Source organism: Rhodanobacter sp. GW835-FHT13D09 (assembly GCF_058793995.1).
Window position 1 is genome coordinate 282,059 of the sequence record NZ_JBXAGL010000002.1, and the last position, 24,294, is coordinate 306,352.

At 69.8% G+C, this 24,294-nt stretch carries 18 protein-coding genes and 1 pseudogene; 9 read left to right on the forward strand and 10 right to left on the reverse strand.

Annotation, left to right across the window (positions count from 1 at the left end; translation table 11 throughout):
- Nucleotides 1–19: 19 nt before the first annotated feature.
- The 4 genes from AC1Q5A_RS04110 to AC1Q5A_RS04125 form a co-directional block, all read right to left on the reverse strand.
- Entirely contained in the window at nucleotides 20–2,395 is a 2,376-nt protein-coding gene (locus tag AC1Q5A_RS04110; protein ID WP_492698587.1) for an LPS-assembly protein LptD, read from the reverse strand.
- Between the two features lie 119 nt (nucleotides 2,396–2,514).
- The gene (locus AC1Q5A_RS04115; RefSeq protein WP_492698589.1) at nucleotides 2,515–3,435 is read right to left on the reverse strand and encodes a histone deacetylase family protein; all 921 of its coding nucleotides are present in this window, start codon (nucleotides 3,433–3,435) and stop codon (nucleotides 2,515–2,517) included.
- Between the two features lie 8 nt (nucleotides 3,436–3,443).
- A complete protein-coding gene (locus AC1Q5A_RS04120; RefSeq protein WP_492698591.1) occupies nucleotides 3,444–4,016 on the reverse strand; it encodes a cob(I)yrinic acid a,c-diamide adenosyltransferase in 573 nt (190 codons plus the stop codon).
- 13 nt (nucleotides 4,017–4,029) lie between these two features.
- Nucleotides 4,030–4,641, reverse strand: a complete 612-nt coding sequence (locus AC1Q5A_RS04125) for a hypothetical protein (protein ID WP_492698593.1) — start codon at nucleotides 4,639–4,641, stop codon at nucleotides 4,030–4,032.
- 128 nt (nucleotides 4,642–4,769) lie between these two features.
- Between AC1Q5A_RS04125 and ubiH the strand changes: the two genes are divergently transcribed.
- The 3 genes from ubiH to AC1Q5A_RS04140 all read left to right on the forward strand — a co-directional run bounded on the left by ubiH (nucleotide 4,770) and on the right by AC1Q5A_RS04140 (nucleotide 8,158).
- Nucleotides 4,770–5,993 carry a 2-octaprenyl-6-methoxyphenyl hydroxylase gene (ubiH, locus tag AC1Q5A_RS04130; RefSeq protein WP_492698595.1) on the forward strand — a complete coding sequence of 408 codons (1,224 nt, stop codon included), beginning with the start codon at nucleotides 4,770–4,772 and terminating at the stop codon, nucleotides 5,991–5,993.
- Nucleotides 5,990–7,201: a UbiH/UbiF/VisC/COQ6 family ubiquinone biosynthesis hydroxylase gene (locus AC1Q5A_RS04135; RefSeq protein WP_492698597.1), complete on the forward strand. Its 1,212-nt coding sequence runs from the start codon at nucleotides 5,990–5,992 to the stop codon at nucleotides 7,199–7,201. Before ubiH ends, AC1Q5A_RS04135 begins: the two co-directional genes overlap by 4 nt.
- Before the next feature lie 162 nt (nucleotides 7,202–7,363).
- On the forward strand, nucleotides 7,364–8,158 hold the full coding sequence (locus AC1Q5A_RS04140; RefSeq protein WP_492698599.1) for a dienelactone hydrolase family protein: 795 nt from the start codon (nucleotides 7,364–7,366) through the stop codon (nucleotides 8,156–8,158).
- A 327-nt stretch (nucleotides 8,159–8,485) separates the two neighbouring features.
- On the opposite strand, the gene AC1Q5A_RS04145 is transcribed toward AC1Q5A_RS04140, so the two are convergent.
- Nucleotides 8,486–9,946, reverse strand: coding sequence for a GTPase (locus tag AC1Q5A_RS04145; protein ID WP_492698601.1), 1,461 nt, complete (start codon nucleotides 9,944–9,946; stop codon nucleotides 8,486–8,488).
- A 235-nt stretch (nucleotides 9,947–10,181) separates the two neighbouring features.
- Here AC1Q5A_RS04145 and AC1Q5A_RS04150 point away from each other — a divergent pair.
- Nucleotides 10,182–10,410: pseudogene (locus AC1Q5A_RS04150) on the forward strand (response regulator); the annotation flags it as partial.
- 144 nt (nucleotides 10,411–10,554) lie between these two features.
- On the forward strand, nucleotides 10,555–14,106 hold the full coding sequence (locus tag AC1Q5A_RS04155; RefSeq protein ID WP_492698603.1) for a hybrid sensor histidine kinase/response regulator: 3,552 nt from the start codon (nucleotides 10,555–10,557) through the stop codon (nucleotides 14,104–14,106).
- A gap of 21 nt (nucleotides 14,107–14,127) precedes the next feature.
- Here the strand turns inward: AC1Q5A_RS04155 and AC1Q5A_RS04160 are convergent, their stop codons facing one another.
- Nucleotides 14,128–14,550 carry a DNA polymerase III subunit chi gene (locus AC1Q5A_RS04160; RefSeq protein WP_492698605.1) on the reverse strand — a complete coding sequence of 141 codons (423 nt, stop codon included), beginning with the start codon at nucleotides 14,548–14,550 and terminating at the stop codon, nucleotides 14,128–14,130.
- A 23-nt stretch (nucleotides 14,551–14,573) separates the two neighbouring features.
- Entirely contained in the window at nucleotides 14,574–16,061 is a 1,488-nt protein-coding gene (locus AC1Q5A_RS04165; protein ID WP_492698607.1) for a leucyl aminopeptidase, read from the reverse strand.
- 97 nt (nucleotides 16,062–16,158) lie between these two features.
- On the opposite strand from AC1Q5A_RS04165, the gene lptF reads away from it, so the two are divergent.
- The 3 genes from lptF to ltaE all read left to right on the forward strand — a co-directional run bounded on the left by lptF (nucleotide 16,159) and on the right by ltaE (nucleotide 19,865).
- The gene (lptF, locus tag AC1Q5A_RS04170; protein WP_492698609.1) at nucleotides 16,159–17,274 is read left to right on the forward strand and encodes an LPS export ABC transporter permease LptF; all 1,116 of its coding nucleotides are present in this window, start codon (nucleotides 16,159–16,161) and stop codon (nucleotides 17,272–17,274) included.
- Complete coding sequence (gene lptG / locus AC1Q5A_RS04175) at nucleotides 17,271–18,371, forward strand: LPS export ABC transporter permease LptG (RefSeq protein WP_492698611.1); 1,101 nt, start codon at nucleotides 17,271–17,273, stop codon at nucleotides 18,369–18,371. The genes lptF and lptG overlap by 4 nt, the downstream gene beginning before the upstream one ends.
- A 474-nt stretch (nucleotides 18,372–18,845) precedes the next feature.
- A complete protein-coding gene (gene ltaE / locus AC1Q5A_RS04180; RefSeq protein WP_492698613.1) occupies nucleotides 18,846–19,865 on the forward strand; it encodes a low-specificity L-threonine aldolase in 1,020 nt (339 codons plus the stop codon).
- A 675-nt stretch (nucleotides 19,866–20,540) separates the two neighbouring features.
- On the opposite strand, the gene AC1Q5A_RS04185 is transcribed toward ltaE, so the two are convergent.
- From AC1Q5A_RS04185 to AC1Q5A_RS04195, 3 genes are all read right to left on the reverse strand, one after another.
- Nucleotides 20,541–21,794: a polyhydroxyalkanoate depolymerase gene (locus tag AC1Q5A_RS04185; RefSeq protein ID WP_492699054.1), complete on the reverse strand. Its 1,254-nt coding sequence runs from the start codon at nucleotides 21,792–21,794 to the stop codon at nucleotides 20,541–20,543.
- 91 nt (nucleotides 21,795–21,885) lie between these two features.
- Nucleotides 21,886–22,653 carry a class I SAM-dependent methyltransferase gene (locus tag AC1Q5A_RS04190; RefSeq protein WP_492698615.1) on the reverse strand — a complete coding sequence of 256 codons (768 nt, stop codon included), beginning with the start codon at nucleotides 22,651–22,653 and terminating at the stop codon, nucleotides 21,886–21,888.
- 41 nt (nucleotides 22,654–22,694) lie between these two features.
- Nucleotides 22,695–23,198, reverse strand: a complete 504-nt coding sequence (locus tag AC1Q5A_RS04195; protein WP_492698617.1) for an RDD family protein — start codon at nucleotides 23,196–23,198, stop codon at nucleotides 22,695–22,697.
- A 50-nt stretch (nucleotides 23,199–23,248) separates the two neighbouring features.
- Between AC1Q5A_RS04195 and xerD the strand changes: the two genes are divergently transcribed.
- Complete coding sequence (gene xerD / locus AC1Q5A_RS04200; RefSeq protein WP_492698619.1) at nucleotides 23,249–24,166, forward strand: site-specific tyrosine recombinase XerD; 918 nt, start codon at nucleotides 23,249–23,251, stop codon at nucleotides 24,164–24,166.
- Nucleotides 24,167–24,294: the final 128 nt, after the last annotated feature.

A 24,294-nucleotide genomic window follows, 5' to 3' on the forward strand; every position in this document is an offset into this window, starting at 1 on the left:
ATCGCCGGGGCGAATGCGTTTATTGATAGCCGAGAATATCACGGCGCAGAAGTGGATCGATCTGGCCGCCGGTGGAGCCCAGCCCCTTGAAAACCACCTCGAACATCACCGCATTGTCGCGATGGTTGAGGTTGGTGGGGGCCGGACCGAAGCCGTAGTAGTACTGGTTGACGTAGCTGCGATCGACCAGCCGCAGCGACACGCAGCAGCTGTCGTATTCCACGCCGGCCAGCGCATCGACGCTCTCGCGATCCTTCACCGAGTAAGTCCATGCGCCCACCAGTCGCCAGCGTTCGGATACCGGGTAGACCATCGATGCACTGTATTGTTCCAGCAAGCCGCGGCGGTAGCGGTAGGAGAAGTTGAAGATGCCGTCGGTGCGCACCCGCCGCTGCAGTTCGACCGCCGCCATGTCGGTGAGACGGGTGTTCGGGTTCCACTGGTAGGTCGTATTCAGGCGCCAGCGATCGTTGAGCTGCACGTCGAGCTGGGCCACGTAAGCCGAGTGGACCCAGTCGGTACCCAGCACCTTCTGCGGGCTGAAATAGTGGATCTGGCCGATGCTGGCCGACACCCGCTCGACACCGCCGTCGTCGAGCAGGCGGGTGCTGAGCGCCGCCGTGAGGTTATTGGCGTCCATCTGGCGGTCGGCGCCGGAGAACTGGTTGGTCGAGAACAGCTGCCAGTAGTCGAACGACATCACGTTGGTGTCGAACAGCGGCAGGTTGTTCTGGTTGCGGTAAGGCACGTACAGGTAGTACAGCCGCGGCTCCAGTGTCTGCGTGTAGCTGCTGCCGAACAGCGTGGTGCTGCGGTCGAACACCAGTCCGCTGTCGAGGCTGACGATCGGCAGCGCGCGGCTGGGCGACTTCTGGTCGAACGGCGAGGTGGCGCCGCCGCCGAGCCGCCCGCCATAGCCGTAGTCGCGATAGTCGCTGTCCAGCTGGTAGGCGGTGTAGCGATAGGCCAGCCGCGGCCGCACGAACCAGGCGGAGGTGCCGAAGGTAGCGGCGAGGTAGGGGTAGAGGTCCTCGCGCTGGCCGCCGATGAAGCCGTTCTTGCGGAACGCCACCGCCGAGCTGTCCATGCCGACTTCCAGCCAGCGCGACAGCGGCACGTCCATGCCGAATCGCGCGTAGGGCAGCTGCTTGTAGGGCAGCACGCTGTCGGTCACGAACGGGTTCAGGTTCTGGTAGATGGTGCCGCCGAAGGAGGCGTTCCACCACTTGCCGCCGCCCATGATCGCGGCGTTGGAATCCAGCATGTAGACCGCGGTGTGCGACAGGTTGTTGCCGAAGTCGTACAGGTAGCTGCTGTCCGAGGCGTGGTTGTACGAGCCGACGAACTGCCAGCCGCTCCACAGCTGCGTGCGGTCGGAGAACCGGACCAGATAGCGCGAGTCGCCCTGGGTGTCGGCCAGGCCATCGTTCTTGCCGTGGTCCCTGGGCACGTATTCCGCGTTGAGCTGGCCGCTGCTGCCGGGCAGCAGGTAGCGGAACTCGCCGGCCAGCATCACGCCGCGGTCGCTGTAGTAGCGTGGGTCCAGCGTGGCGTCGTAGTTCGGCGCCAGGTTCAGGTAGTACGGCGTGCTGATCTCGTAGCCCGAGCGGCTGCTGTGGCCGATGGTCGGGTACAGGAAGCCGCTCTTGCGCCGGTCGTCGACCGGAAAGCTGAAATACGGCAGGTACAGGAACGGCACGTTGCCGATCCGCATGGTGGCGTTGCGCGCCACGCCGACGCCGGTGTCCTTGTTGATGGTGATCGACTTGGCGCGGAATTCCCACAGGTGGTGGCCGACGTCGCAGGTGGAATACGTGGCCATCGAGTAACGGGTGTGCAGCGCGTCCAGCATGTGGCCCTGCTTGGCCGAGCCGTTGCCGCGCGCCTCGAGCAACTGGTAGCGCACGTCGTCGGCGATGCCGCGGCTGGCCTCCGTGTTGCCGCGCAGGTGCGAAGCCGCCAGCAGCTGGCTGGCTTCCTGGTAGCGCACGTTGCCGCGGGCGTCGTAGTCGGTGCTGCTGTCGTTGTAGTCGACGCGGTCGGCCTGCAACAGCTGGTCGGCGCGCTGCAGCCGTACCTCGCCGGACAGGTGGTAGACCGACTGGTCCGCGCTGTCCACGTGCTGCGCCTGCACCTGGGTCTGGCTGGTCTCGCGCAGGCTGCTGTCCTTGCTCAGGGTGGGGTCGTAGAACTCGAGCAGCGCGTTGGGCCGGCACATCGCGTAATTGAGTGGGCGCCGTGCGCAATGGAACGAGCCCAGCGGGCAAGCCTGGTCGGCGCCCTGGTCCGTGCCGCTGTGGGCCGCGGTTTTGGCGGGGCTGGCGTCGGCCTGGCCGCCGATCAGGGCAAGCGCGGCAGCAACCGCGAGCAGGCGGCGTGGGGGTAGCTTGGGCATCGCGGGAAATCTGCCGGCTTCGAAGGCTCGTTAAGCTAGCAGAAAGACCCCCTCGGCGGCAGGTAAACGTTGGCCCGGGCGGGGGCGGGATTCAGCCTGGAGGGGCCTGACGGGGAACTTCATTCCAGGAGGGCGGCGACGTGGGCGCCGGCGCTGGCGGCCAGCGCGGCGAGGTTGTAGCCGCCTTCCAGGCTGGAAACCAGCCGGCCGCCGGCGTGCGCATGGGCCAGCGCCACCAGCCGCTCGGTGATCCAGGCGTAGTCTTCCGGCCCCAGCCGGAGGTCGGCCAGCGGGTCGTCGCGGTGGGCGTCGAAACCGGCCGAGACCAGCACCAGCTGCGGCTTGAAGGCATGCAGCCGGGGCAGCAGCACACCGTCCCACAGTTCGCGGAATTCGTACGAGCCGGCGCCGGGCGACAGCGTGCCGTTGACGATATTGCCCACGCCGCGCTCGTCCTCACCGCCGCTGTCCGGGTACAGCGGCGACTGGTGGCTGGAGACGAACAGCACGCGCGGCTCGCGCTCGAAAATGTCCTGGGTGCCGTTGCCGTGGTGTACGTCGAAGTCGGCGATGGCGACCCGCTTCAGGCCGTGCGCGGCCAGCGCATGGGCAGCGCCCACCGCGATGTTGTTGAACAGGCAGAAGCCCATCGCCCGCTCGCGCGTGGCGTGGTGGCCGGGCGGGCGCACCGCGCAGAACGCACGCCGCACTTCGCCGCCGAGCACTGCATCGACTGCGGCCACCACGGCGCCGGCCGCATGCAGCGCCGCCTCGGTCGAGCCGGGTCCCATCACGGTGTCTTGGTCCAGCGCCAGCATGTCGCCCGGCGGCGCACCGAGCAGGATTTCCCCGACGTGGGCCGCGCCGTGCACGCGCCAGAGCTGTTCGCGGGTCGCCTGCGGCGCCTCGATGCGGTCGAGCGCGGCGAAACGGTCGTGGTCCAGCGCCTGCAGCACGGCGCGCAGCCGCGCCGGACGTTCGACGTGCCCCGGGCCGGGGTCGTGTTGCAGGCAGGCGGGGTGGGTATACAGCCGCAGCATGCAGCGGCTTACCCGACAGGCTTGGGCTTGCGGCGGCGCTCATGCTGCCACAGCACCTCACCGTGGCCGCTGGCGCGGGCCAGCACGCGCGAGATCACGAACAGCAGGTCGGAGAGCCGGTTCAGATAGCGCTGCGGCTGGCTGCGAATCTGCTCCACCCGCGACAGCGCGATCACCTCGCGCTCGGCGCGGCGGCACACGGTGCGCGCCAGGTGGCCGCAGGCGGCGGCCATGCCGCCGCCGGGCAGGATGAATTCCTTCAGCGGTGGCAGCGGTTCGTTGAGTTCGTCGAGGATGCGCTCCAGCCGCTCGATGTCGCCGTCCTCGACCATCGCCATGCCGGGGATGCACAACTCGCCGCCGAGGTCGAACAGGTCGTGCTGCACCTGGATCAGCGCCTCGCGCACTTCGTCGCCCACGCCGTCGGCGGCCAGCAGCATGCCGACCGTGCTGTTGAGTTCGTCCACCGTGCCGTAGGCGTTGACCCGCAGCGAGTCCTTGCCCACCCGCGAGCCGTCGCCGAGGCCGGTGCTGCCGTCGTCGCCGGTGCGGGTGTAGATCTTCGAGAGACGGTTGCCCATGTCGATGCCGGAGTCAGTGCCGGATATGGCCGCTGCGCTGCGATGCGTGCGCCAGCTGGGTCGCCAGCACGTGCAGCACGGCGCCCAGCGCCACGTAGACCGAGGTGCCGGCGAGGAACGGCAGGTACCAGTCGCCGAGGTTGCCGAGCCACGCGCCGAAGCTGCGCGGCGCCGGCACGCTAGCGCTGATCCAGTAGAAGCTGCCGTTGGAGACCAGGTAGCAGACGCCCTCGGCGACCAGCAGTGTGGCCACCGCGAGGCCCAGCGTACGCAGGTTCAGGCCTTGCTGGTGTTTCGCCAGCCAGCTGCCGCCCAGCCACAGCGCAGCGTAGGACGGCAGCAGGAACCAGTAGGCCGGCGACACGCAGTAGTGGCTCCAGAAGTCGATGCCCTGGCCGGTGATGACGAGGTAGTCCACCAGCACCGCCTCGGCCATCAGCAGCGGAAATGTCGTCCAGCCGGCCCAGCGGCCCTGGCCGCGCAGCCAGAAGCCGGCGAGGAAGAACACGCCCCACGAGGCATCCCACAGCGCGTGGTGCAGCAACGAGGGGTGGAAGCGGGTGACGCCCATCACCAGGGCCAGGCCCAGGAAGATGGCCAGGCGTCGGGTCGTTGCGATTGCCATGTGGACTCCGTGCTGCTCGGCTGGATACAGATGTCGAAGTTCGAAGTTTAGCCCAACGCGGCCGGGCCGATGCGCCGATGTCACGCCGCCCGGTGCGGAGGCGCCGCTCCCGCGCGTATCATCCGGGCATGAATCCCTCCACCACCCCTGTCGGGGGCGGCGTGCTGGTTGTCGGCGGAGGCCTGGTCGGCGCGAGCCTGGCGATCGCACTGGATGCCGCCGGCGTCGCCGCCACCCTGGTCGAAGCCGCCGCGCCGCGCGTCGACGCCCAGCCCAGCTACGACGAGCGCAACCTGGCGCTGGCCCGTGCCACCGTCAACGGACTGGCGGCGATCGGCGTGTGGCGGCACGCCGCCGCCCGTGCCACGCCGATCCGGCACATCCACGTCAGCCGTGCCGGCGAGTTCGGCAGCACGCGTATCGACGCGGACAAGCAGGGCGTCGATGCGCTGGGCTGGACCCTGCCGGCGCGCGAGCTCGGCGCCGCGCTGCTGCGCCGGCTGGATGAATGCACCCGGCTGACCCGCCTGGCGCCGGCCACGCTGTCTGCGCTGCAGCCGCTGGCCGACGGCTGGCGCGCGCAGGTCGAAACCGCCGACGGTACGCGCTGCCTCGACACGCCGTTGCTGGTCGGTGCCGACGGCACGCATTCGTTCGTGCGCACGCAACTGGGCATCGACGCCGAACGGCACGACTACCGGCAGACGCTGTTCGTCTGCACGGTCACCCCGGAACGCGACCACGCGAACCGCGCGTGGGAACGCTTCGCCGACGAAGGCCCGGTCGCGTTGTTGCCGCTGGCCGAGCGCCGTTGCGGCCTGGTGCTCACGGTGGCCGCTGCCGAAGCCGGGGCGGTGGCTGCGCTGGACGACGCCGGCTTCATTGCGCTGGCGCAGCGCCGCTTCGGCTGGCGGCTGGGCCGGCTCAGCCGACCGGGCCGGCGTCATCCCTACGCGATCCAGCGGGTCGCCGCCACGCAGCTGACCGCGCCGCGCGCGGTGCTGGTGGGTAATGCCGCGCAGACCGTGCACCCGATCGGTGCGCAGGGGTTCAACCTAGGCCTGCGCGACGCGCTGACCCTGGCCGAACTGGTCGCCGCAGCATCCGATCCAGGCGCCGCCGACCTGCTGGCGCGTTACAGCACAAGGCGCGCGCCGGACCGCGAAGGCACCATGGCGATGAGCCACGGCCTGGTGCGGCTGGCCTGCCTGCCGCAGCCGTTGCTGGCGCCGCTGCGCTCGCTGGCCCTGCTCGCCTGCGACCGGCTGCCGCCGCTGCAGCGCGCACTGGCGCGGCGCGGCATGGGCTTCCGCGGCGAGCCGCCGCTGGCGGTGCTGGAGCGGCTGCCATGAATGCACCGGCACAGGAGATGCCTTCGCGTCGTCGCCCGCCCGCGCTGGACGTGGCCGTGGTCGGCGGCGGCATGGTCGGCGCCGCCGCCGCGCTGGCGCTGGCACGGGCCGGCTTCAGCACCGCCATGCTGGAGGCGTGCGCACCGCCGGCATGGGACGCGCACGCCGAGGTTGACCTGCGCGTGGTCGGGCTGGCGCCGTCGTCGCTGGCGCTGCTCGACGAACTGGACGTCTGGACGTCCATCCGTGAGGCCCGGGCAGGCCCCTACACGCACATGCACGTGTGGGACGCCGAAAGCGGCGCGGCGATCGACTTCGACGCGGCCAGCGAGGGCCGCGACCGGTTGGGCTACATCGTCGAGAACAGCCTGGTGCAATGGACGCTGTGGCAGGCGCTGCAAGCATCCAATGTACGCGTGCTTTGTCCCGCCGAGGTGAAAGCGTTTGATGCGCGCGAGGATTGCATCCGGCTGGAACTGGCCGGCGGCGAGACGCTGGCTGCGAGCCTGCTGGTGGCGGCCGACGGCGCCGGCTCGCCGCTGCGCGCGCTGGCCGGCATCGGCACGCACGGCCGCGACTACGCGCAGCGCGCGGTGGTGGCGCACGTCGTCACCGAGCGCCCACACGAAGACACCGCGTGGCAACGCTTCCTGCCGGGCGGCCCGCTGGCGCTGCTGCCGCTGGCCGACGGGCGCAGCTCGATCGTGTGGTCGCTGCCCGAGGCTGAGGCGCAGCGCGTGCTCGCGCTGGATGGCAAGGCTTTCCTCGACGAACTCGGCGTCGCCAGCGATTTCCGGCTGGGCCGGATCGTCGCCACCACGCCGCGCGCGGCGTTTCCGCTGAAGCTGCAACTGGCCGAGCGCTACCAGGCCGACCGATTCGTGTTGCTGGGTGACGCCGCACACGCGGTGCATCCGCTGGCGGGGCAGGGCGTCAACCTGGGCCTGCGCGACGTGGCCGAGTTGCGCGATACGCTGGTCGACGCCCGCGCGGCCGGCCGCGACATCGGCGCCGCTCATGTGCTGCGCCGCTACGCGCGTCGCCGACGCAGCGCCGACACGCTGGATGCGTTGGGCTTCGACGCCCTGGCCCGCATCTACGCGTGGCAGTCGCCGGCGCTGGTCGCCGCACGCGGCGTCGGCGTGCGCCTGCTGGACCGGCTGGCGCCGCTGAAGCGGCGGCTGTCCAAGCACGCTGCCGGACTTTGACTCTTGCTCCTCCCCCTGCTCGCAGGGGGAGGTCGGGAGGGGGTGGAGCTTTTGGCTTGACGATCAAGAGCGACCCCGCCCCAACCCAATCCTCCCCTGCGACCGAAGGAAGTCCCTTTGGGACATGCAGGGGAGGGAGTCCACATCACCGGAGGATCGATCATGCGCATCGCCCGACTCTGCTGTCTGCTGTTGTTCGCCGGTTCAAGCCTTGCCGCCCAGGCGAAGATGGTGCATCGCCCGGTCGAATGGACGCAGGACGGCACCCGCTTCCACAGCGTTCTGGTCTACGACGACGCTTCGAGTGCGAAGCGGCCGGGCCTGGTGATGGTGCCGAACTGGTACGGCATCAACGACGTGGCCGTAAAGAAGGCCGAGACGATCGCCGGCAAGGATTACGTAATCCTGCTCGCCGACATGTACGGCGCCAGCGTGCGCCCGCGGCCGGGCAACGCCGATCAGGCGCAGGCGGCGGTGAAGCCGCTGTACGGCGACCGCACGCTGATGCGAAAGCGGATCAATCTGGCGCTGGACCAGCTGAAGGCGCAGGCCGCGAACGCGCCGCTTGACGCGTCGAAGCTCGCCGCAGTGGGCTTCTGTTTCGGCGGCTCGGCCGTGCTCGACCTGGCGCGCAGCGGCGCGAACGTCGCCGCGGTGGTGTCGTTCCACGGAGGCCTCGACACCGACAACCCGGCGCTGGCGAAGAACATCAGGGCGCGCGTGCTGGCGATGAACGGCGCCGACGACAAGGGCACCATGCCGGACGCGGACAAGTTCATGGATGAGATGCGCATGAGCCCCGCCGACTGGCAGTTCGTGGTGCTCGGCCACGCCGTGCACTGCTTCACCGAGACCGGCGAGAACTCGCCCGGCTGCCGCTACGACGAGCGTGCCGCCACCCGCAGCTACCGGCTGATGCATGACTGGCTGCGCGCGGCGTTTGCGGGCACGCCATAGGTTCCTGTTGGTCGCGATGACGCTGTTGGTTCGGGAGCAGGGGCCTTCATCTGCCAGCGGTGGTCGAGTCACTTCTTTTCTCTTGCGTGCTATGTAGAAGCGCACTCTGTCCGCGAGGGACTTCCTGCGGTCGTGCGCGATGCTCTTGCTTCGTTCAGAGCGGAAAGCTCCAGAAGCAAGAGCTTTCGTGCGCCTTCGGCGCGCGAGTTACTTTCTCTTTTGGACAAGCAAAAGAGAAGTACCTCGGCCTCCGCAGGAGGACGAAAGCTCTTGGGCTTTTTCTCCGGATGCTGAAAGGCGACTGTCGCGCACACCAGCCGCCACCCCTCAATCCGGGCGCTCGCGCACCGCTTCCATGGTCAGCGCGGCCAGCTGGCGCAAGCGCGTGCCGCCGGCGTCGGCGAGCAGTTCCTTGAGGCGTTCGCCGGCGTCATGCTGGTCGAGGCTTTGGCGTTCGGCCAGCGAGGCGGCGAGGGCGCGGCCCATCGAGTCGAAGATCAGCGCGTAGGCGAAGGCGTGCAGCACGCCGCCACCCAGCGTGCCGAGGCCGGGAAAGGCTTTCATCGCATTGCCGGCGACAGCCAGCACGATCGAGCTGCCGGTGCGCAGGGTGAGCCGGGCCTGCTGCACGAAATCCTCGATCTGCACCTCGCTGACTTTCACGCCATACAGCTCGGCCAGCGCGCGGGTGAGGCCGGTGGCCAGCACGCCCTGGATCACCAGGTCGCTGCCCGGCGCCACCGCGGCGAGTGCGCCGACGATGGCGCGGCGGGCGTACTTGCGCACGATGCGCTCGGCTTCCTCGGTGCGGGTCTGCGCTTCCAGCGTGCCGGTGCGCCGATGCAGGCCGGCCAGCACGGCGTTCTCGCGTAGATCCTCCAGGCCTTCGGCGCCGGGCGCGGCAAGCCGTTCGAGCGCCTGCAGCAACGGTTCGATCGCGGGCTTGCGCTGGCGCTCGACCGACTCGGTGCTGCCGTCGGCGAGCTGGCGCCGGTAGCGTTCGCTGCCGCCGGCGCTGATCGCCAGCACCGCGCTGGCGACGCCTTGTGCATGCCGGCGCAGGCGTGCGAGCAATTGATCGCGTTCGGCATCGCTCCACTGGTCGGCCTTGTTCAGCACCAGCAGCAGCGGCTTGCCGAAGTCGGCGAGCCAGCGCAGTTCATCGGCCTGGCTGCGGTTGAGGTCGCCGGCGCAGAGGTAGACCACGGCGTGCGCGCGCAGCGCCTCCTCGCGCGCCAGCGTTTCGTGCGCTTCGCCGCCGGCCTCGCGGCTGCCGGGCACGTCGGCCAGCACCAGCGTGCGGCCGTCCGGCAGCTGGCCGTCGTAGTGGCCGACGGCGCGGGTGGTGCCGCCGCGCACGTCGCTGGCGACCTGCGCGTGCGGCGCCAGCGCGCGGATCAGGCTGGACTTGCCGGTGGAGATTTCGCCGAACAGCGCCACGTAGACGCGCGCGCTGGCGCGGCGGCGGTCGAGTTCGCCGAGTTCAGCCGCCAGCGCGCCGGTGTCGGCGCCGCGTTCGCGCAACTGGGCGATACGCTGCTCCAGGCTGCCGCGGTCGGGTGCCGGCAGCGGGCGGCGTTTGTGGCGCGGACGCAGCAGCCACCACAGCACGCTCAGGCCGGCGGCGGCAAAGATCGCCAGCATTCCGCCCAGCGTCCATTGCAGCCACGTCGGCAGATCCAGGAAACGCTGCGCCAGCGCCAGCGCGCGTTCGGCGGCCGCGAACAACAGCCATAGCAATGCGGCCATGGCCAGTGCGGTGAACAGCAATCGCAGGCGTCGGGACATCCGCGCATTCTAGCCAGCTTCGCGCGGCCGGCCCGGCTCGCGCCCCGGGTATGGTTTTGGCGCTATCGTGCGCTGGAAGCACGGCGGCGGCTGAAGCCGGCATGGATTCCGCGGTACCGTTTCGCGGGGGACGGATCGAGGTTGTCCGCTTGGCTGCTGGGCGGGGCCCTGGGCGTGCTGGTGTCCGCGCCCGGTGGCGCCCTCGCCGCGCCGGTGGCATCCGGCGCACGCGTCGCCGGACGCGGACGGATTCCAGATCGCGCGGCTGATCCGCCAGCGCGCGCGCGGGGCAGCACCTGCCGATCGTGGCGGTGACGGCGCGCTCGGGCAGCGAGGACGAGGCGAGGGCGCAGGCGGCGCGGATGGACGGCTTCCTGCGCAAGCCGGTCAGCGGCGAACGCCTCGCCGATGCGCTGCGCGTACCGCGGCAACGCCGGCGACCTGCACCCCGGCATGATCTCTGACAGGCGTGTCGGCTCGCGCCGACATGGGGCTTTTGGCATCATGGTCGGCACGGGACGGCAGCCGCCACGGCGCCTCGCTCGCGGACAGCCGGTTCGCGTGCGGGATGGCGCGGGTCGGTGGGCAGGCCCGAAGGGGACAACCTGATGTTTTCGGCAGTCTTGCTGACCATGGTCCTCGGGCTGGCTGCTCCCGTGGTGGGGCCGCCTGCGGCGGCTCCGTCCGACGCACCCCGGACCGATCCGCTGCCGACCCCGCAGTTCCGTCGTTACGACACCTCGGACGGATTGCCCAGCACGAATGTGTATGCCGTGGTGCAGGACCGCGACGGCGCGATGTGGTTCGGCACCAAGGGCGGCCTGGCGCGTTTCGACGGTGTCGGCTTCGAGGTGTTCCGGCATGCCGAGAACGACCCGGGCTCGCTGTACAACAACGGCATCGCCACGCTGCGGATCGACCGGCAGGGGCGCCTGTGGGCCGCCGGCCTGAATGCGGGGTTGAACCGCTACGACGACGCCAGCGGCACCTTCCGGCACTGGGGGCACGACCCTGCCGATCCAGCCAGCCTGGCCAGCGACCGGGTCTGGGCAGTGGCGCAGACTCCCGACGGCGCGCTGTGGGTGGGCAGCGCGGGCGGCCTCGACAGGATGCGCCCGGACGAGCGGGGGTTCGAGCACGTGGTCGATCCGGTGCTCGGCGCGACGCCGGCCGAGGTCGGCATCGTTGCCGCCCTGTACGTGGATGCGCAGGGGCGGATGTGGATCGGCAGCAACCATGGCGTGTTCGTGCGCGCGGAGGATGGCGCGATCCGCCGCGTGCCGTCGGCCGATCCGCAGCGGACCATCGACGCCTGGCGGATCGAAGGCGATGGCGACGAGGTGCGCGTGGCCGCTGCGAACGGCCTGTGGATCATCGGCAAGGATGGGGTGGCGCGTCGCTACGGCACCGGCGTGATTCCCGACACCAACGTGATGACCAGCGTGCGGGATACCGCCGGCCGGTTATGGACCGGCACGCAGAAAGGGCTGTTCCTGCAGGAGCGCGCAGGCGATCCGGTGACCGCGGTGACCGACCAGCCGGTGCTCTACGGCAACCTGCCGGGCACCTGGGTGTGGCAGCTGATGGTGGACCGCGAAGGCGGCCTGTGGGCGGTGCTGTACGACGGCGGCGTGGCCTACCTGGCGCCGGGCTGGAACCGCTTCAGCCGCTTCACCCACGTGCCGGACGACCCGTCCAGCCTGCGCGACGCGATCGCGACCACGATGGCGCGCGGCAAGGACGGCCGCCATGTGTGGGTCGGCCAGCGTGGCGGCCGGATCGACCGGCTCGATCCGGTGACCGGCAAGGTCGAACACGTGCTGTCGGGGCTGCGCGGCGACGTGATCGGCATGACCGAGGACGCCAAGCATCGCCTGTGGGTCGTGGTGCAGGGCGCGCTGTATCGCAACACCGAGGGGCGGCTCGACCGGGTTGATGCGGACGGCAAGCTGATGCAGCGCCCGCTGGAGGTGGAGCCCGGACCGGACGGGCAGATGTACGCGCGCACCTTCGGCCAGGGCCTGTTCCGCATCGACCCGGAGACGTTGGCGGTACACCCGGTGCCGATGGACGGCGTCAGCGACAAGGTGCGTTGGGGCAGCCAGATGACGCTGCGCGACGGCATTTTCTGGTACGCCAGCGATGGCGGCATGATGTGGCTGGACACGGCGCGCGACCGCTTCGTGATGGTGCCGGGCGGCCCGTCCGGACAAACCGTCGACGCCTTCGACTTCACCGGCGACGGGCTGTGGATGGCCAACGCCGACGGACTGACCCATTACCGCCGTCGCGGCGATGGCATCGTGGCGGATCGCCGGGTCGACGCGGCGCACGGCTGGCCGTCGGTCAACGTTACCGACCTGCACGTCGATGCCACGGGCCGCGTCTGGGTGTTCGGCCACGACGGCTTGTGGCGTTTCGATCCGCACAGCGGGGCGTTCCGCTCGTTCGGCCTGCAGGACGGCCTGACCAACGGCGAATTCTTCCGCGGCTATGCGCGGATGCCGAACGGCTACATCTACGCCGCCACGCTGGGCGGCGTGGTGGCGTTCAATCCGAACCGCAGCAACCGGCAGACCAGCGTGCCGCAGATGGCGCTGACCCAGGCCAAGGTGCGCCGCCACGGCGCCACCCACGTGCTGCCGATCGGCACGCAACCGCTGCAGGTCGGCTGGCGCGACGGCCAGCTCGCGGTCGAGGCGCGGGTATTTTCCTATATCGCTCCGTCGGCCAACCGCTACCGCTTCCGGTTGAACGGGTTCGACAGCGACTGGGTGGACACGGGTCATCGGGGAGAGCGGGATTTCACCGGCCTGGGCGCGGGCAGCTACACGCTGGAGGTGATGGCGGCGGGCGCGGACGGGCTGTGGGTGAAGCTGGCGCGGCCGCTGTCGATCCAGGTGGACTCGCCGCCGTGGCTGCGCTGGTGGGCGTGGGCGATCTACGTGCTGCTGCTGGCGGCGCTGGTCGGCCTGGTGCTGCGCAGCTGGCGGCGACGCCTGGCGCAGCGTCACCACGTGCAGCTGGTCGAGCAGCAGCGGCAGCTGGCGGAGGCGGCGAGCGCGGCGAAGACGCAGTTCCTGGCCACGCTGAGCCACGAGATCCGCACGCCGATGACCGGGGTGATGGGGATGGCCGAGCTGCTGCTGAGCACGCCGCTGGACCCGCAGCAGCACGACTACACCAAGGCGATGCAGCGCTCCGGCGGGATGCTGCTGAAGCTGCTCAACGACGCGCTGGACCTGGCGCGGATCGAGGCGGGCAGGCTGGAACTGGAGCCGGCGCCGTTCGAGCCGCGCCAGTTGCTGGAGGACGTGGTGCAGCTGGAGCAGGGGCTGGCGCACGCCAAGGGCATCCGCTTCGTGCTGGAAGTGGCCGAGGACCTGCCGGCCCAGCTGCTCGGCGACGCGCTGCGGATCAAGCAGATCCTGCTGAACCTGGCCAGCAACGCGCTGAAGTTCACCGAGCACGGCAAGGTGACGCTGCGGGCGCAGCGCACGGAAGAGGGCCTGCTGCTGAGCGTGAGCGACACCGGGCCGGGCATCCCGGAGGCGAGCCAGGCGCGGCTGTTCCAGCGCTTCGAGCAGGCGGAGGGGCCGCAGCGGCGGGTCGGCAGCGGGCTGGGCCTGGCGATCTGCCGCGAGCTGGTGGAGATGATGGGCGGCAGCATCGAGCTGGAGTCACGGCTGGCGCACGGCAGCACGTTCCGGGTACGGCTGCCGCTGGCGGTGCCGGCGTCGTCCGCGCCGGTGGCGTGGGCGCCGGGCCGTCCCTGCCATCTGCTGCTGGTGGAGGACGACACCATCGTGGCCACGGTGATCCGCGGCCTGCTGGAGCGGGAGGGACACACGGTGGTGCACGTGGTGAACGGGCTGGCGGCGCTGGCCGAGCTGGCGCATGCGGACGTCGATGCGGTGCTGCTGGACCTGGACCTGCCGGGGGTGGACGGGTTCCAGGTGGCGCGGCTGATCCGCCAGCGCGAGCGCGCGGGGCGGCACCTGCCGATCGTGGCGGTGACGGCGCGCTCGGGCAGCGAGGACGAGGCGAAGGCGCGGGCGGCGGGGATGGACGGCTTCCTGCGCAAGCCGGTCAGCGGCGAACGCCTCGCCGATGCGTTGGCGCGGGCGCTGGGCGGCGTGGATGCGCCGATGCCGGCATGAGAGCCTGTTGAACAGGCTCTGCTACATGTCGAACTTGTGCAGCTCGAAACCGAGCCGCTGGTATTCGCGCCAGCGCGTGCGCGAGCCGTCGCGCTCGGCCGGGTCGGCGGCGACCACCTCCAGCACGCGCTGGTAGCGGCCGGCGGGACAGGTCTCGCGCAGGTTGATCACCAGCGCGCGGTCGGCGGTGTCGATGCCCGGCGGCACGATCAGCACGGCAGTGTCGTCGTCATCGTCGTCGCCGGCCAGCTGATGCGGGATCATCGCGTCGTCGTCGAACGCCCACAGCAGTTCGTCGAGGGCCTCGGCCTGGGCGAAGTCGCGGGTCAGCACCAGGGCCGGCTGCTGCGACTCGAATGCCTTCTTCGCCAGCTCGCACGCCAGCAGCAGCGGCTGCTCACGGAAGCGCGGCTTGTCGATCAGGTAGAAGTCGGCGCGTGGCATGGCAGGTCGGCTCCGTGGTGGACTCAGCCGGCGCGGTCCAGCAGCCACTGCGCCAGCAGCGCGACCGGGCGGCCGGTGGCGAGGCCCTTGCGGCCTTCCTCCCAGGCGGTGCCGGCGATGTCCAGGTGGGCCCAGCGCTGGCCGTCGGTGAAGCGCGACAGGAAGCAGCCGGCGGTGATCGCGCCGGCGCTCTTGCCGCCGATGTTGGCGACGTCGGCGAAGCCGGAGTCGAGCTGCACCTGGTAGTCGTCCCACAGCGGCAGGCGCCAGGCGCGGTCCAGCGTTTCCTCGCCGGCGGCAAGCAGCTCGGCGGCGAGGTCGTCGTGCTTGCTCATCAGGCCGCTGGCGTGCTTGCCCAGCGCGATCACGCAGGCGCCGGTGAGGGTAGCGGCGTCGATCAGCGCCTGCGGCTGGTACGTCTGCGCGGCATAGGTAAGCGCATCGCACAGGATCAGGCGGCCCTCCGCGTCGGTGTTGAGCACCTCGATGGTGAGGCCGGACAGGCTGGTCAGCACGTCGCTGGGACGGTAGCTGTCGCCGTCGGGCATGTTCTCAACGGCCGGCACCACGCACACCAGGTTGAGCTTCAGGCCCATCTTCACCGCGGCCACGAACGCGCCGAGCACGCCGGCGGCTCCGCCCATGTCGAACTTCATCTCTTCCATGCCGGCGCCAGGCTTCAGGCTGATGCCGCCGGAGTCGAAGGTGACGCCCTTGCCGACGAACGCGTACGGCTTGTCGCCGTCGTTGCCGCCCTTGTATTCCAGCGCGATCAGGCGCGGCTTGTTGACCGAGCCGCGCGCCACCGCCAGCAGCGAGCCGAAGCCGAGCTTCTCCATTTCGGCGTGGTCGAGCACGTTGCAGCCGACCTTGTCCTGCGCGTCGGCGAAGGCCTGGGCCTGGGCCGCGATGTAGGCCGGGTTGCAGATGTTCGGCGGCAGGTTGGCCAGCTCGCGGGCGAAGCGCACGCCCTCGGCGATCGCCACGGCCTGGTCGAGACCGCCCTGTGCCTCGGTGCCCGCGGCGAAGGTGAGCGCCGCCAGTTCCGGCTGCCTGTTCTTGTCGCGCGGCTTGAAGGTGGCGGTATAGCGGTAGGCGGCATGGTCGCAGGCCAGCGCGGCGGTGCGCACGCGCCAGGCGCCGTCGCGGCCGGGCACGTCCACCTCGGTGAGGTAGGACACCGCGTTCGCCACCGGAAGCCGGGCCAGCGCCCGCGTGGCCTCGATGTTCACCTTCTGGAAGCGCGCCGCGTCGAACGACTTCTGCGCGCCCAGGCCGACCACCAGCACGCGCTGGGCGGCAATGCCGGCCGGCGCGAAGAGCACGGTGGTGGAGCCCGCCTTGCCGCTGATGTCGCCGCTCTCCACCTGGCGCTTGATCGCCCCGGCGGCGGCGCTGTCCAACTGGGCTGCGGCGCTGGTCAGCACGCCTTGCTCGTAGACCCCGACCAGCACGCAGGCGCTGTCGACGGTGGCGGGGGCGGCGGTGCCGAGGCTGAACTGGAGGGTCATCGGGCTTTCCTGCGTGGGCCCGGCAGTGGCCGGACAGGCTAGACTGGCGGCTTGCCGGCGATCGCCGCCGGGCCGGATAAGCAGACAAGTTTATCGCATGCTGAGCATCCTCGACCGCTATTTCCTGCGCGAGCTGGCGCAGACCGTGGCCGCCACCGTGGTCGTGCTGCTGGTGATCGTCGCCGGCAGCGCCTTCGCCAAGGTGCTGCAGCAGGTCGCCAACGGCAGCTTCCCGGCCAGCGTGATGTTCCAGGTGCTGGGGCTGCGCACGCTCGACGGGCTGACCAACATGATGCCGCTGGCCAGTTTCGTCGGCGTGCTGATGGGGCTGGGCCGGATGTACCGCGAGAGCGAGATGCACGTGCTGTCGTCTTCCGGCATGGGGCCGGGCGGGCTGCTGCGCCCGGTGCTGATCCTCGGCGCGGTGCTCGTGGCGATCACCGCGCTGGTTTCGCTGTGGCTGGGGCCGTGGGCGGTGCGCACCAGCGACGCGCTGGTGACCGAGGCGAACCGCTCGGTGATCGCCGCCGGCCTGGATGCGGGGCGCTTCACCGAGCTGCCGGGCAAGGGCGGCATCATCTTCGTCGACAGCCTCAGCCGCGACGGCAGCAGGCTGGGGCGTACCTTCGTGGCCACCCAGAGCAGCAGCAAGGACGGCACGCTGCATGTGAAGGTGGTCAGCGCCGCCAACGGCGAGCTGTACCAGGAAAGCAACGGCGACAACCGCTTCATCGCGTTCAAGGACGGCTGGCAATACGACATCCCGCTCGGTGCGAACAACTGGCGGCAGATGCGCTACCAGCGCAACGACACCTCGCTGTCCAGCGTGAAGGGCGACGAGGACGACGATCCGTCGCATTCGAAGGGCAGCTGGACCCTGTTCAAGTCGGCCGACCCGGGCGACCGCGCCGAATTCGCCTGGCGCGCCAACGCGCCGCCGCTGACCCTGGTGCTGCTGCTGCTGGCGCTGCCGCTGGCGCGGCAGAGCCCGCGCGAGCCGAAGTACGGCCGCCTGCTGCTGGCGGTGGTCGCGTTCTATCTCTACTACACCCTGCTGGCGCTGGGGCGCGCCCAGATCGGCAAGGGCCACTGGCACGGCGAGGCGCCGCTGTGGCTGCTGCATGCGCTGGTGCTGGCGCTGGCCGGCTGGATGCTGTGGCAGCAGTACGCCCCGCGCCGGTCCGTGCGGTCGCAGGCGGGTATGCCGGCATGACGGTGTTCAGCATCAAGCGGGTCGACCGGCTGGTGGCGATGAGCGTGCTCGGCTCGCTGCTGATGGTGTGGCTGGTGCTGACCGGCTTCGACGCGGTCACCCAGCTGCTGCGCCAGCTCGGCAACGTCGGCAGGCATGGCTACACGTTGAGCAACGCGGTGGTCTACGTGCTGGTGACGTTCCCGCGCCGCGCCTACGAGATGTTCGGCAACTCGGCGCTGATCGGCGGCCTGCTCGGCCTGGGCGGGCTGGCCGGCACCGGGGAGCTCACCGCCCTGCGTGCGGCCGGCATGTCGCGGCTGCGCATCGCCGGTTCCGCGGTGGGCGTGGTCGCGGTGCTGATCGTCGCCGTGGTGGTGATGGGCGAGACGCTGGCGCCGTGGGGCGACCAGCAGGCGCAGGTGATGCAACTGCGCGCGAAGACCGGCAGCCTCGGCATGGGCACCAGCAGCGGGCTGTGGGCGCGCGACGGCGACGACATCATCAACGCCCGCGGCACCTCGCTGAAGCAGCGCGACGGCGTGGGCACGGTGCAGCTGAGCGACGTGCGCATCTTCACCTTCACCGCCGACGGCCAGGTCAGCCGCTTCCGCCAGGCCAGGACCGCGGAGCACGACGGCCGGCAATGGGCATTGCACGACGCGCGCACTACCACGCTCGATGCGCAGGGCACGCATGCCAGCACCGATGCCAGCCTGCCGTGGCGGTCCAGCCTCAATCCGCAGGTGCTGGCGCAGTCGGTGATCCAGCCGCAATACCTCTCGATGCGCGACCTGCGCCGCAACATGGACTACCTGGAAGGCAACGGCCAGAGTTCCAGCAGCTACGCAGTGGCGTTCTGGCGGCGTGCGCTGTATCCGCTCAACGTGCTGGTGCTGGTGCTGTGCGCGATGCCGTTCGCATTCGGCGCGCTGCGTTCGGGCGGCCTGGGCAAGCGCATGTTCATCGGCATCCTGCTGGCGCTCGGCTGGTATTTCCTGCAGCAGGCGATGGTGAATTTCGGCACCGTGTACGGCATGCCGCCGCTGCTGGCGAACCTGCTGCCGGCGATGGTGCTGGCGCTCGCCGCATGGCTGTACTTCCGCCGGGGCGTCTGACCAGGCAGGGCCGAGATTGGCCATTTGTGTCAATGCGGCGCGCGCCCCAGGCGCCGATCCGCGCATGCGCTGACCCTTCGCCGGCCTCTTCGGCGACTGCAACGAGCTCAACGGTGCGAGCAGCCACGCCGTTAGTGTGAGAACGATCACAACACGACGCCCCGTTCCGATCAAACATTGCCAAGGCCTGTCATGGTGCGAGGCCGGCTTGTCTCCTAGGAGGTGAGCCGCGCGTACCGTGTGGCTACTGCCCGCGTTTCTCGGAGGAAGCATGACCAAGCCGATCTGGCACAAGGATTCCTTTGGATTCTGGTTGGGAGTTTGTATCTACATCAGCGCTTCAGCCGGCTGGTTGATGGTGCATTTCGGGCTGTTGTCGTAACACGGTTTTCCGCGCGCCGCGCCTTTCCGGCCTTGCCCGGAACGCCCGATGCGGCCAAGCTGACCTCCTTTGCCGACAGCATGGGGTGAGCCGTGGAATGGGTTGATCTGCGCAGCGATACGGTGACGCGTCCGACCGCCGCGATGCGCACGGCGATGCTGGCGGCCGACGTCGGCGACGACGTCTACGGCGAGGACCCCACGGTCAACGCACTGCAGCAGCGGCTGGCCGACGAGCTCGGTTTCGACGCCGGCCTGTTCGTGCCCAGCGGCACCCAGTCCAACCTGCTGGCGCTGATGAGCCATTGCGAGCGGGGCGACGAATACCTGGTCGGCGCGGACGCGCATACCTACAAGTTCGAGGGCGGCGGCGCCGCGGTGCTGGGTTCGATCCAGCCGCAGCCGATCATGCAGGCGGCCGACGGCTCGCTGCCGCTGGAATGCATCGAGGCGGCGATCAAGCCGGTCGATCCGCATTTCGCGCGCACCCGCATGCTGGCGCTGGAGGACACCTGGCACGGCCGCACGCTGCCGCTGGACTATCTGCAGGCGGCGCACGACGTCGCCCGCGCGCACGGGCTCGGCCTGCACCTGGATGGCGCGCGCCTGTTCAACGCCGCGGTTGCCGGCGGCGTGCCGGCGCGCGCGATCGCGCGGCACTTCGATACCGTCTCGGTGTGCCTGTCCAAGGGGCTTGGCGCGCCGGTCGGTTCGGTGCTGCTCGGTTCGCACGCGCTGATCGACAAGGCGCGTCGCTGGCGCAAGGTTACGGGTGGTGGCTGGCGCCAGGCCGGCATGCTGGCCGCGGCGGGTCAGTACGCGCTGGATCACCACGTGGCGCGGCTGGCCGACGACCACCGCCGCGCCGCCTACCTGGCCGGCCGCCTGCGCGAGATCGCCGGCATCGACCTGCTCGGCCAGTACACCAACATGGTGTTCGTCGACGTGCCCGCCGGCCGCCTGCGCGAACTGGACGTCCATCTGCGCGAAGCCGGTATCCGCATCAGCATCGGCTATCTGCCCACGCTGCGCCTGGTGACGCACCTGGACGTGGACGACGACGGTGTCGAGCGCACGGCTGCGGCGTTTGCGGAATTTTTTGGGCGGGGGTGAGTTGGGGGCGGATGCTGGTGGGCACTTCAAGAGCAAGAGCTTTCGTGCGCCTGCGGCGCCCGAGTTACTTTCTCTTTGCGTGGCCAAAGAGAAAGTAACCAAAGAGAAAGGCCACCCCGCTTACGCGCTTTCCGGGCTCCTGCCCGGAAAGTTCGCGGGCGGGCTACGGGGTTTTTCGACAGCACATCCTGTGCTGGCGAAAAACTGGCCGGCATCCCTGCCGGCCACCCTGCGGGCTTTCCTTCGCCCGCCCGCCGCTGCAGAGGGGACCCCGGTAGAGCGGCGCGCATCCTGCGCGCACTTTTCAGAAGAGCCAAATCAACAGCCAGAGCGAGGCTTCGCCCTGGCTCTGGCTTTCGCTCCCAGCTTTACCACCGAGTGCGGGCCACGAGGGCCCGCTGCTTTACCCGGGGCCCCTTGCGCGGCGGTGAGTCGGGGACGACAGGCCGCGCAGCGGGCGTTGCCAAGGATGGCAACGCCTTTTCGCGCGGGCAGGATGCCCGCTCGAAAAGCCCGGCCCCGACTCACGGACTTGCCGGGCAGGATGCCCGGCAAGCGCCAAGCGGGGTGCTCTTTCTCTTTGGTTACTTTCTCTTTGAGCACGCAAAGAGAAAGTGACTCGGGCGCCGAAGGCGCACGAAAGCTCTTCGCTTCTAAAGCTACGAGACGCCGCGACTACTTCGCGCTTTCGTCGAATCTGCGGATGAAGTCGCGCACCTGCGGGTAGACGGTTTCGCGCCAGCGGCGGCCGCTGAAGATACCGTAGTGGCCGGCGCCTTCGATCACCTTGTGCGCGCGACGCGTGGTCGGAATGCTGCTGCACAGCTCATGCGCGGCTTCGGTCTGGCCGAGGCCGGAGATGTCGTCCAGCTCGCCCTCGATGGTGAGCAGGGCGGTGCGTTCGATGGCGGCGGGGTTCACCCGTTCGCCGGCCACGTCCCACAGGCCGCGCGGCAGCAGGAACTGCTGGAACACCTTGTCGATCGTGTCGAGGTAGAACTCGGCCGGCATGTCGAGCACGGCGTTGTACTCGTCGTAGAACTTGCGGTGCGATTCGGCGTCGTCGAGGTCGCCGCGCACCAGATCCTGGTAGAAATCCCAGTGCGAGTTGAGGTGGCGCCCTGGGTTCATCGCGATGAAGCCGGCATGCTGCAGGAAGCCCGGATAGACCTCGCGGCCGCGGCCGGGATAGTTCGGCGGCACCGTGTGGATCACGTTGCCCCTGAACCAGGACAGCGGCTGGGTGGTGGCCAGGTTGTTGACGCTGGTGGGGTTGCGGCGCGGGTCGATCGGGCCGCCCATCATGGTCATGCTGCGCGGGGTGGCTTCGCCGCGCACGGCCATCAGCGACACCGCCGCCAGCACCGGCACGGTCGGCTGGCATACCGAGATCACGTGCAGGGTGGATGCGCCGATGTGGCGGATGAATTCCTCGACGCAGGCGATGTAGTCGTCCAGCCCGAACGGACCGGCCGCGGCCGGCACCATGCGCGCGTCGACCCAGTCGGTGATGTACACCTTGTGGTCGCGCAGCAGCGTGCGCACGGTGTCGCGCAGCAAGGTGGCGTGATGGCCGGACAGCGGCGCCACCACCAGCACCACCGGGTCGTTCTTCATCTTCTCGATGGTGCCAGGGTCGTCGCTGAAGCGCTTGAAGCGTTTCAGCTGGCAGAACGGCTTGTCCAGCGCGACCCGCTCGATCACCGCGATCTCGTGCTCGTGCGCGGTGGCGGTGTGGATGCCGAAGGCGGGTTTCTCGTAGTCCTTGCCGAGGCGATGGACCAGCTCGTAGCCGGCGGCCATCCGCTGGGCGCCGGGCATCTGCGCGAACGGGCTGCTGGCGTCGTTGAGCATGCGCGCGCCGGCTTGCGCGAAATGGCTCAGTGGGCCGAGGAACGCACGTTGCCATTCGTGGATCTGATAGAGCATCGGAGTGGGCTGGCCGCAGGCGAAAGGAGGCATCTTAGCGCCGTTTTCCCGCCGTGTGTTGCGATGCCACAATCGCGGCTTGCCAACCTGATCAGTGACTTGCCGCTGAAACCGGCTGGTAGCTGCAGCGCAGCAGCAGCTCGTCGACCTCCGCGGTATCGCCGAGCCCGGCGCGCCACTGCAAGGGTTTCTGGAAGTGCAGGCCCAGCGGCATGAACACCCGATTGTACCACCACATCGCGCGCTCGCGCCGATGGGTCAGATACCACTGGCCGAGGTCGAGCAGCCGCGAGGACTTCGGCTGCATGCCGTACACCGCGCTGCGTTCGATGGTGAAACCGTGCCGCGCGAGCAACGCCACGATCCGCTCCGGTTCGTAGCGGCGGCAGTGGCCGACGAAATCGTCGAACGCGGTCCATGCCGCCGGGTGCAGCGGCACCGACAGCAGCACGTTGGCACCCGGTGCCGCCACGCGCGCCAGTTCGGCCAGGGCGCCATCGTCGTCGGCGACGTGTTCGAGGATGTCGAGCGCGCAGACCAGGTCGAAGCTGTCGTCGCCGTATGGCAGGGCGCCGATCATGCCGTGTACCGCATCGGCGCCGCTCGCCTGCAGGCGACGCAGCGCGGCATGGCTCAGATCGACGAAGCAGGTGCCGTGCAACGGCAGCCGTGGGCGCAGGCCCGGCGCCACCTCCAGCCGGCGCGGCGCGGCGTCGGCCAGCTCGCGCAGCAGCGGCCAGGTGTTGAAGCGCTCCGGTCCGATCAGTTGCGCCTCGGACCACAGCGATTCGTAGAAGCCGCGGTTGGCGCGGATCAGTTCGGCGTTGCTGCGGCTTTCGGCAGGGCGCGGTGCGGGCATCGGCGAATTGAAGCGTGGATGCGCTGAGCGGAGTGTGAAGCTCAGCCCAGCAGGCGAATTTCAGTGCCGGCGGCGATGTCGTGCAGCGCGCGCCGGCGCGAGTCGAACAAGGCCACGGCGAACCAGCCGGCCCACACCGCCAGCAGCGTCCACAGCGTCGCGCGCAGCCCGGCTACCGGCGCGAGCAGCAACAGCACCAGCGGTGCGGCCGCCACCAGCACGCGGATCAGTGCCTGCTGCAGCGTCGGCGTGCCGCCGTCGTCGCGGGTCACCCGGATGCGCCACGGCCGCATGCCCAGCGTCTGCCCCCCGCGCCGCCACGAGCTGATGAAGTACGCCGCCACCACTGCGCCCTGCAGCATCTGGTACCAGAGCGGCACGACCGCCCGCGCGCCGGTGCGGATCAGGTTGCCGCCGGTGGCGAGCTGGCACAGCAGGCCCACCACCATCACGATCGCCAGCACGATCAGCAGGTCGTAGACCAGGGCCAGCAGGCGCCGCCACGGCGGGCAGGGCATGTCGGTGGTGGCGGGGTTGGCGGGCATCGTGGCTCGGTTGCTTGCGTAGTGCGCGCGCAATGGCCAGCATCGTGCGCATGAGGAAGGAAGAAAACCGCGCCAGTATCGCCGAAGCCGACCGGCTGGGCATCAGCGCGTTCGTGGAGCGGATCTGGTCGGAGGATGGCCTGGCCGACCGCACGCTGGAGGCCTATCGCCGCGACCTGGAGGCGCTGGCCGGCTGGCTCGCGGCGCGCGGGCGCACCCTGCACACCGCGCGGCGCGAGGACATCTCCGCGTACCACGGCACGCAGCCGGCGGCGGTGCGCTCGATCGCGCGGCGGCAGTCGGCGTTCCGCCGCTACTACGCGTTCCTCGCCCGCAGCGAGCCGGGCTTCGCCGACCCGACCCTGCTGATCGAGCGTCCGCAGTTGCCGCGCAGCCTGCCCAAGGCGCTGGCCGAGCGCGAGATCGAGAGCCTGCTGACCGCACCCGATGCCACCACCACGCTGGGCCTGCGCGATCGCGCCATGCTGGAGCTGATGTACGCCTCCGGCCTGCGTGTGTCCGAACTGGTGGAATTGCCGCTGGCCGCGTTGAACCCGCGCCAGGGCGTGCTGCGGGTCACCGGCAAGGGCGGCAAGGACCGGCTGGTGCCGGTCGGTGAGGAAGCGCTGGCGCGCATCAACGCCTACCTGGCCGACGCGCGGCCGGCATTGGCGAAAGGCCGCCAGCCGGCGGCACTGTTCCTCAGCCAGCGCGGCGAAGGCATGACCCGGCAGATGTTCTGGACCCTGGTCAAACGCTACGCGCTGAAAGTCGGCATCAACCCGAAACGCATCTCGCCGCACGTGCTGCGCCATTCGTTCGCCACCCACCTGCTCAACCACGGCGCCGACCTGCGCGCCCTGCAGATGCTGCTCGGTCACAGCTCGCTCAGCACCACCCAGATCTACACGCTGGTGGCGAAGGAAGGCTTGAAGCGGCTGCATGCGCAGCATCATCCGCGGGGGTGATAGCGGCACGGGCCCGAAGGGGCGTGCAAGCTTGTCCGGAGCCGCTTGGCTGGCGATTTTTCTCGAGCTGTGAAACCTGCATTGGCATTGAGCAAGCTGCGGTGTCTGGTGGCAGCGGTCGACCGTTC